This window comes from Flavobacterium micromati (assembly GCF_900129585.1).
Classification (GTDB): domain Bacteria; phylum Bacteroidota; class Bacteroidia; order Flavobacteriales; family Flavobacteriaceae; genus Flavobacterium; species Flavobacterium micromati.
In genome coordinates this window covers 193,564-202,960 of sequence record NZ_FQWF01000009.1, presented here as the reverse complement: position 1 = coordinate 202,960, position 9,397 = coordinate 193,564, and the positions used below count along the sequence as shown (strand labels likewise).

At 35.3% G+C, this 9,397-nt stretch carries 5 protein-coding genes and 1 rRNA gene; 4 read left to right on the top strand and 2 right to left on the bottom strand.

The genetic code is table 11. From position 1 onward, the window contains the following. The 3 genes from rrf to BUB42_RS11250 all read left to right on the top strand — a co-directional run. Positions 1 to 96: ribosomal RNA gene (gene rrf, locus BUB42_RS11260) — 5S ribosomal RNA — on the top strand; the annotation flags it as partial. A 177-nt stretch (positions 97 to 273) separates the two neighbouring features. After that, positions 274 to 741 (top strand): DUF1456 family protein, encoded by a 468-nt coding sequence (locus BUB42_RS11255; protein ID WP_073020371.1) that lies wholly within the window; start codon positions 274 to 276, stop codon positions 739 to 741. A 2-nt stretch (positions 742 to 743) separates the two neighbouring features. Continuing rightward, entirely contained in the window at positions 744 to 1,400 is a 657-nt protein-coding gene (locus BUB42_RS11250; protein ID WP_170857220.1) for an NAD(P)H-binding protein, read from the top strand. A 72-nt stretch (positions 1,401 to 1,472) separates the two neighbouring features. Here BUB42_RS11250 and BUB42_RS11245 read toward each other — a convergent pair whose 3' ends face one another. Then, positions 1,473 to 3,041 (bottom strand): protein adenylyltransferase SelO, encoded by a 1,569-nt coding sequence (locus BUB42_RS11245; protein ID WP_170857221.1) that lies wholly within the window; start codon positions 3,039 to 3,041, stop codon positions 1,473 to 1,475. 190 nt (positions 3,042 to 3,231) lie between these two features. Further along, complete coding sequence (gene sucC / locus BUB42_RS11240; RefSeq protein WP_073020338.1) at positions 3,232 to 4,425, bottom strand: ADP-forming succinate--CoA ligase subunit beta; 1,194 nt, start codon at positions 4,423 to 4,425, stop codon at positions 3,232 to 3,234. A gap of 403 nt (positions 4,426 to 4,828) precedes the next feature. On the opposite strand from sucC, the gene gltB reads away from it, so the two are divergent. After that, the gene (gene gltB, locus BUB42_RS11235) at positions 4,829 to 9,364 is read left to right on the top strand and encodes a glutamate synthase large subunit (protein ID WP_073020336.1); all 4,536 of its coding nucleotides are present in this window, start codon (positions 4,829 to 4,831) and stop codon (positions 9,362 to 9,364) included. Positions 9,365 to 9,397: the final 33 nt, after the last annotated feature.

Sequence of the window (9,397 nt, the reverse complement as noted above, 5' to 3'; positions counted from 1 at the left end):
CGGCGGGGCTCACCTCTTCCCATCCCGAACAGAGTAGTTAAGCCCGCCTGCGCAGATGGTACTGCAGTTATGTGGGAGAGTATGTCGTCGCCTTTTTTTGAAAAACCCTTCATCTAACGATGAGGGTTTTTTTGTTTTATGCAGTGATGTGGGAGCCGCGATAGCTATCGGGACCGATAATTATCGGGGGTCGCCTTTTTTTTAAAACTCTGATTCTACCGAATCAGGGTTTTGTGTTTTTATAATTGTACCTTCGTAAAAAAATTAAAAATGATGACTAACAACGATATCTTTAAAAAACTTCGCGTAGCTCTAATGTTACGCGACGATCAAATAGTTGAAATATTAGAACTAGTAGATTTTCGAATCACTAAATCAGAATTGGGTGCTTTTTTCCGTGATGATAAACATGAAAATTATGTTGAATGTGGTGACCAAGTTTTACGTAATTTTCTAAATGCTTTGGTCATTCATTTACGTGGGACAAAAGAAAATCCTAAAAATCCTAATGATGTTTTAGCTAAACACAAAGCACAAATTCCCGCCAAAGAAGGATCAAAAGACAGGTCTGAATTTAAAGCTACACCAAGAGACGAAGAAAAATCAAGAGGTGATGAGGCTCCGTCAAAATCAAGACCAGCCACAAAAAACACTAGTAAAAAGCAGTATCCGAAAGGGAATTCAAAAGTGCAAGTTGTTGAGAAAGTAAAATATAATTTTGGTAAAAATAAAAAATCATAATTATGAAAACCGCGCTAATTATTGGGTGTACAGGTTTAGTTGGTTCAGATTTGTTAGATCTATTATTAACTAGCAACGACTATGAGAAAGTAATTGCTTTTAGCAGAAGTGACCTTGAAATCAAGCATTCAAAATTAGTTCAGCATATCATTGATTTTGATAAACCCGAAACTTATAAGGACTTAGTTGTTGGTGATGATTTCTTTTGTGCTATTGGAACAACAATCAAAAAAGCAGGTTCCAAAAAAGCTTTTAAAAAGGTTGATCTTGAATATCCAAAACAATTTGCCGCATTTGCTATGCAAAACAATATTAAACAATTTTTGATAATTTCAGCTTTAGGCGCTGATGCACAATCTTCTAATTTTTATTTGAACACTAAAGGAGAAATTCAAAATTATCTAAATGACTGTAATTTTGAGAGTGTTTCTATTGTGCAACCGTCTTTGCTATTAGGAGATCGATCAGAATTTAGATTTGGTGAAAAAGTAGGCGCACTTTTGACCAAATTGTTTTCTTTTGCATTCATTGGAAGTCTCAAAAAGTATAAACCCATTGAAAGTAGTACAGTAGCCAAAGCACTTTTAAAAATTGCCCAATCAAATGCTAAAGGTTTTAAAATATATAAATCGGATGTGATTCAAGAAATTGGAAAATAAGATAAAAGCAAAATCCTGAATTAAGATTCAGGATTTTGCTTTTAAAAAAGAGAATTCATAAAACAATTAATTTCAAGAACTGCAACTTAACATAGAACAACCTACCTTATCTCTGGCCCAATCCGGTCTTTTGGCAAACCATTTTTGAAAATTGGGTTGCTCATCATAAGGATTTTTTAGCATTTTAAACAGTTCGTTTAGCAGTGTATAATCTCCCTTATCTGCGTCATCAATACACAACTGCGCCATATAATTTCTTAACACATATTTGGGATTTACTTTATTCATTTGCACTTTCCTGTCAGTATCTGAAAGTGTTTCTTCATTAATTCTAATAGTGTAATTTTCAAACCAATCGTACCAATCTTTCAAGATTGTTTCGTCTAAATCCTTTTCAGTATAGCATGCTTCTTTAATCGCATTAAAAGCAATTATACCAGAATCCTCTTTTGAAACAGTACTCAGATTTCTAAAGAATATTGTCATATCAGTTTCTACTCGTTCCAATAGTTCCACTAGGGTGCCAACTAAAAATAAATCACTCTCTTTTTTATCCTGGAGACCAAGCTTGTTTAGCATCATAATCAGATATTCTTTCTCGTAATCAATGCTAAAAGCTTCAAGAATAATTTCCAGCGGTTTTGCTTCTTCGACCAGCGGATACATTGCATTGGCCAATTGATACAAATTCCAAAGAGCAATTTCAGGTTGATTGCCAAAACGGTATCGTTTATGTTGATTATCGGTGGTATTTGGCGTCCAGCCAGTATTGTAATCTTCTAACCATCCATAAGGTCCGTAATCTATAGTTAAACCGTGAATGGACATATTATCGGTATTCATAACGCCATGGACAAAACCAACACGCTGCCACTCTACAATCATTTTTAAAGTAGTTTGTGTAACTTCTTCGAAAAATGCTATATATTTTTCAACACCTTCCTCTTTTATGTTCGGAAAATGATTTTTGATTGTAAAATCAGCTAGTAATTTTAAATTGGTATGGTCTTTTCTTGATGCAAACATCTCAAAACTTCCAAAACGAATAAATGAAGGCGCAACTCTACAAACAATAGCTCCTTTTTCATAAGCAGGATTTCCATTGTACAAAACATCACGCACTACTTGATCGCCAGAAAGCATTAGCGAAAGCGACCGTGTTGTTGGAACGCCTAAATAATGCATCGCCTCGGCACACAAATATTCTCTAATTGAAGATCTTAAAACAGCAAATCCGTCAGCCGTTCTAGAATAGGGCGTAGGACCTGCACCTTTTAATTGTAAAGTAAAAATTTTATTATCGTGAACAACTTCTGTTAAATTGATGGCACGACCATCTCCTAATTGTCCCGCCCAGTTGCCAAATTGATGTCCAGCATAACAAAGTGCAAAGGGTTTGGTTTCTGGATAAACCTTATTTCCTGAAAAAACATTTAAAAAGTCTAGTGAAATTGTATCTTCATCAGAAAGACCGATGGCATTTGCCACTTCAGCTGAGGTATGAATTAACGAAGGATTCGAAGGCTTTACTGGCAATACATAAGAAAAACCAGCTTGCTCAACTTGTCTTGGATAATTTTCTACAGTAGGATCAGCTGGTAATTGCGAGGTAAATTTATTTTGTATATGAAGTTTCATAATAAATCGGGAATTATATAATATAGATATTTTTTTCGGAATGACACAAAGATATTCCATAGATTATAGATAGCTTTCGTTTTACGATAACTTTATATTATAATTGAAATTCATATCTTGATAAAAAAGTAGATTACAAAAAAAATCCTGTTTGCGTTGGCAAACAGGATATTCAATATTTGTTATTTTCTAATTAAGAAAGCGCCGCTTTTACTTGATCAGCTGCTTCTTGAAATTCAACAGCAGATAAAATTGGCATTCCTGAATTATCAATTAATTCTTTTGCAATAGCTGCATTCGTGCCTTGTAAACGAACAATAATTGGCACTTTAATAGCATCACCCATGTTTTTGTACGCATCAACAACTCCTTGAGCAACACGATCACAACGAACGATTCCTCCAAAAATATTTATTAAAATTGCTTTTACATTTGGATCTTTCAATATAATACGGAAAGCAGTTTCAACACGTTTAGCATCAGCAGTTCCGCCTACGTCTAGGAAGTTAGCTGGCTCAAAACCTGCATATTTAATAAGATCCATGGTTGCCATCGCTAGTCCAGCTCCGTTCACCATGCAACCTACTGTACCATCAAGATCTACATAGTTTAAACCTACTTCTTTTGCTTCTACTTCGATTGGGTTCTCCTCACGAATATCACGCATATCAGCATATTTTTGTTGTCTGTATAAAGCATTATCATCGATATTTACTTTAGCATCTACAGCCATAATTTTATTATCAGATGTTTTTAAAACCGGATTGATTTCAAACATCGAAGCATCAGACCCAATATAAGCATTGTATAAAGAATCGATGAATTTTACCATTTCTTTGAAAGCATTACCAGATAGGCCTAAGTTAAAAGCAATTCTTCTTGCTTGAAAACCTTGTAATCCTACAGAAGGATCAACTTCTTCAGTGAAAATTAAATGTGGTGTGTGCTCAGCAACCTCTTCAATATCCATTCCACCCTCAGTAGAATACATAATCATGTTTCGACCTGTAGCTCTATTCAATAATACAGAAACATAAAATTCAGAAGTTTCACTTTCTCCAGGGTAGTACACATCTTCAGCAATTAAAACTTTGTGCACTTTTTTACCTTCAGCAGATGTTTGAGGTGTAATCAACTGCATTCCAATTATTTGTTCTGCAATTTCTTCTACTTGCTGTAAGTTTTTGGCAAGTTTAACTCCGCCACCTTTTCCGCGTCCACCTGCATGAACTTGGGCTTTTACAACATACCAACTCGTACCTGTTTCGGTAGTTAATTGTTTGGCAGCAGCAACCGCTTCTACTGGACTATTTGCAACGATTCCGCGCTGTATGCGAACTCCGTAACTAGCTAAAATCTCTTTTCCTTGATATTCGTGTATGTTCATAATATAGAATTTGTCTGGTTTCTGAATTTCTTTCAGAATAAAAGTGTCGCAAAAGTAGCAAAATTAAACCTAACTGTTATTTTTTTTCAATTAAATATTGGTTAATTCATTGAATGGTAAAAGAATCTTAAAGCGCGCAGCAAAATTTAAGGATTATCAAAAAATTTGACAAATTTGTGATAAATAAAAAAATTAAAGAATTTATCTTCATTTTAAATAAAATCAACAATTTATAGAGGGCTTTTTTAGCTTTTTTTTGCATAAAAATCAAATCAAATCTACATTTATAGCATTTCTGAGATTTATTCAAGCTTTTTATAATAGAACCGTAAAAACAGTGGTGTTTTAACTTATAAGGTGCTTATATAGTACTAAATATTTATTTTTGTATAAAAATTTAAGAATGAGAGTTGTAGCACAAGGCCTATATTTGCCCGAATTTGAACATGATAATTGCGGAGCAGGATTCATTTGTAACTTAAATGGTATTAAGTCTAATGATATAATACACAAAGCACTCGATATTTTAATAAAATTAGAACACCGCGGTGCTGTAAGCTCTGATGGAAGAACTGGCGATGGAGCAGGAATACTTTTTGATATTCCTCATGATTTTTTTAAGAAAGTTTGTAATTTTTCCATTCCTGAGATAAGGCAATATGCAGTAGGAATGATTTTTATGCCTAAGCGCAGTAATCAAGTTGCCTTTTGTAAAACGGTTTTTGAAACTGCAATAAATGATCAAAATCTTCAAATTTTGGGTTGGAGAGATGTTCCTGTAGCTGCTGAAAATTTAGGACAAATTGCCGCTGAAAAAGAACCAACGGTTAAACAAGTTTTTGTTGGAAAAAATGGTTTAGAACTTAGCGAACAAGAATTTAACGCCAAAATGTTTGCAGCAAGAAAAATCGCTGAGCATGCCATAATAAAATCAAGAATTTCAGAAAGTCAGAGATTTTATTTTTCTAGTTTTTCAACCACAACAATAATATATAAAGGTTTGTTGATGCCGGAAGACATCAGCAGATATTATACCGATTTATTAGACGATGATGTAGTAACACGATTAGCCTTAGTTCACCAACGTTTTTCTACAAATACATTCCCGTCTTGGGAACTTGCGCAGCCGTTTCGTTATATGTGTCATAACGGAGAAATCAATACGCTTCGAGGTAACGTAAGTCGTATGCGTGCTCGTGAGGAATTGATGGAAAGTGATGTTTTTGGCGATGATATCAAAAAATTATTTCCTATTATTTTAGAGGGAAAATCAGATTCAGCGTCATTGGACATGGTAATTGAACTGTTAGTGATGACCGGGCGTTCCCTGCCAGAAGCAATGATGATGGTAGTTCCCGAAGCTTGGGAAAAACACCAAACCATGTCAGAAGATAAAAAAGCATTCTATGAATTTAATTCCTGTATCATGGAACCTTGGGATGGACCAGCATCTATTCCTTTTACAGATGGCAACGTGATTGGTGCGTTATTAGATCGAAATGGATTGCGTCCTTCTCGTTATACATTAACGAAAAGCGGTTTCGTCATTATGTCTTCCGAAATAGGGGTGCTCGATATTAAGCCAGAAGATGTAGTTCAACACGGCCGCTTAGAACCAGGTAAAATGTTTCTAGTAGATATGAACGAAGGGCGAATTATTGAAGATGATGAAATTAAAAATGCTATAGTAACTAAGTACCCGTATAAGCAATGGTTAGATGAAAATTTACTGAAACTAGCTGAAATCCCTTATACAAATAACGAAATTCCAACAGAAATTGTAAATTTTGAAACGAGACAACGATTGTTTGGTTACACAATTGAAGATTTAAAAACAATTATCAATCCGATGGGAGCTCAAGGAGCTGAGGCTTTAAGCTCTATGGGAAACGATACACCTTTAGCAGTTTTATCAGATCAGCCGCAACTTTTATATAACTATTTTAAGCAATTATTTGCGCAAGTAACTAATCCGCCTTTAGATGGAATACGCGAAGAAATTATTACTGATATAAGCTTAGCCATAGGTGGCGATATCAATATTTTTGAAATCGCCGCCAGACAATGCAAAAAATTAAAGATTCAAAACCCTGTGATCTCCAACGAAGATTTGGATAAAATTAGAAATATAAATCACATTGATTTTAAGTCGGTGACCATTTCAACTTTATACGATATAGAAAAAGGCGTAAACGGTTTGGAACGCGCTTTAGAAAAAGCGGTTCAAGCCACTTTTAAAGCAGTTTCAGAAGGTTGCAATATTGTAATCATTTCAGATAGAGGCGTAACAGGCAAAATGGCTCCAATACCAATGTTGTTAGCTTGTTCTTACATTCATCATTCATTGAATATTTTAAAATCGCGTTCTAAATTCGGAATTATTATCGAATCGGCTGAACCTCGTGAACCGCATCATTTTGCTCTTTTATTTGGATATGGTGCTAGTGCCATAAATCCTTATATGGTAAATGAAATCATTCATAACCAGATTAATCTTGGATTTATAACTGGCATAAAAGCTGAATATGCAATAAAAAACTACAACAAAGCGATTGCGAAAGGAATCCTTAAAATCATGAATAAAATAGGAATCTCAACTTTACATTCTTACAGAGCTGCTCAAATTTTCGAGATTTTAGGTTTAAATAAAACGTTTACAAATAAATATTTCCCTTACACTCCATCCAGAATTGAAGGCATTGGACTTATGGAAATTGAAAAGGAAGTTAAAAAAAGATATCAAAAAGCCTTTCCAAATTCTGAGGTCGCAAATTTATTACCGCTTGAAATCGGAGGAATTTACAGATGGCGACGAAATGGAGAAAAACACATGTTTAATCCCACAACTATTTCAAAATTACAACAAGCGGTGCGATTAAACAGTCCAGAGAGTTACAAGGAATACGCTTCAATGGTCAATGATCAAAGTGAAAATTTGATGACTATCAGGGGTCTTTTTGAATTTAATAATTTGGATCCAATAGCGATTGATGAAGTTGAACCTTGGACGGAAATTGTAAAAAAATTTAAAACTGGCGCCATGTCTTATGGATCAATTAGCCAAGAAGCTCATGAAAATCTTGCGATTGCAATGAACAGAATTGGCGGAAAAAGTAATTCTGGTGAAGGTGGAGAAGATCCAAAGCGTTTCCAAAAAGACCTGAATGGGGATTCTAGGAACAGTGCTATAAAACAAGTTGCTTCTGGACGTTTTGGCGTTTCCATCAACTATTTAACAAATGCAAAAGAAATCCAAATTAAGATGGCTCAAGGCGCAAAACCTGGAGAAGGAGGTCAATTGCCAGGTGAAAAAGTAGTGCCTTGGATTGCCGAAGTTCGAAATTCAACTCCCTATGTGGGATTAATTTCACCTCCACCGCATCATGATATTTACTCTATCGAAGATTTATCTCAATTAATTTTTGATTTAAAAAATGCCAATCGCGAAGCTAGAATTAACGTAAAATTAGTTTCTGAGGTTGGTGTTGGGACGATTGCTGCTGGTGTTGCTAAAGCAAAAGCCGATGTGATTTTAATATCAGGTTATGACGGAGGTACTGGTGCTGCGCCTCTCACATCGTTGCAACATACCGGAATCCCTTGGGAACTTGGCTTAGCCGAAGCACAACAAACATTAATTTTAAATGATTTAAGAAGCCGAGTGGTTTTGGAGTGTGATGGACAATTAAAAACAGGCCGAGACGTTGCAGTTGCAGCTTTGCTTGGCGCAGAGGAATTTGGTTTTGCCACAGCTCCTTTGGTAGCTTCCGGATGTATAATGATGCGAGCGTGTCATTTAAATACTTGCCCAGTAGGTATTGCGACACAAGATCCCGAATTGAGAAAAAATTTCAAAGGAACACCGGAACATGTTATTAACTTTATGTATTTTGTTGCTGAGGAGTTGCGAGAAATAATGGCGCAATTAGGTTTTAGAACCTTAAAAGAAATGGTAGGACAATCTCAGAAATTGAACGTTAATATGGCAATCAAACATTATAAAGCTAGTGGATTAGATCTCTCTGCTATTTTGTATAAACCAGAAAAAGCCAAAACAGTTCCAAATCACAATACCACAACTCAAGACCACGGATTAGAACATGTACTTGATTTTGACATTATAAAAGCCGCAATTCCTTCAATTTATCGAAAAGAAAAGACAAGGGTAACATTTAAGATTAAAAATACCGATCGCTCTGTAGGAGCAATTTTAAGCAATGAAATTTCAAAAATTTATGGAGCGCAAGGGTTGCCAGATGACACGATATTAGTAGATTTTGAAGGATCGGCTGGACAAAGTTTTGGTGCTTTTGCTACGAATGGATTGTCGTTTAAAATTCATGGAAATTGTAATGATTATTTAGGAAAAGGACTTTCTGGAGGGAAACTCATTATAAAAGTTCCACCTACCGCAACATTTAAACCAGAAGAAAATATCATAATTGGCAATGTTGCCTTATACGGTGCAATTACAGGCGAGGCTTATGTAAACGGTATTGCTGGAGAGCGTTTTTGCGTACGTAACTCTGGAGCAACGGCCGTTGTTGAAGGAATTGGAGATCATGGTTGTGAATACATGACTGGCGGAACTGTGGTAGTACTTGGAAAAACTGGAAGAAATTTTGCGGCAGGTATGAGTGGAGGAATTGCTTATATTTTTGATCCACATAATAAATTTGACGCAACAGTTTGTAATATGGAAATGGTAGCATTCGAAGCTTTGCAAGAGGATGATTTTGTCAAATTAAGAAGATTGATTAAAAACCATTCGATGTACACCAATAGTCCGCTGGCAAAGAGAATTTTAGAAGATTGGGAAATTCAACGCAGTCATTTCATCAAAGTAATGCCTACTGATTATAAGAAAGCATTGCAAAAAATGGCGGAGGAAAAAGCTCCACAGCCTCAAAAGGGGGAGCTAGTAGAAGCAACAATCTAAAGGTCAATTTACTAGTTCTTAAAATTTAAAAGC

Excerpts from the sequence above, each read along its gene's own strand:
- gltB (WP_073020336.1), top strand. The coding sequence starts at position 4,829 with ATGAGAGTTGTAGCACAAGGCCTATATTTGCCCGAATTTGAACATGAT.
- BUB42_RS11255 (WP_073020371.1), top strand. The coding sequence starts at position 274 with ATGACTAACAACGATATCTTTAAAAAACTTCGCGTAGCTCTAATGTTA.
- sucC (WP_073020338.1), bottom strand. The coding sequence starts at position 4,425 with ATGAACATACACGAATATCAAGGAAAAGAGATTTTAGCTAGTTACGGA.
- BUB42_RS11250 (WP_170857220.1), top strand. The coding sequence starts at position 744 with ATGAAAACCGCGCTAATTATTGGGTGTACAGGTTTAGTTGGTTCAGAT.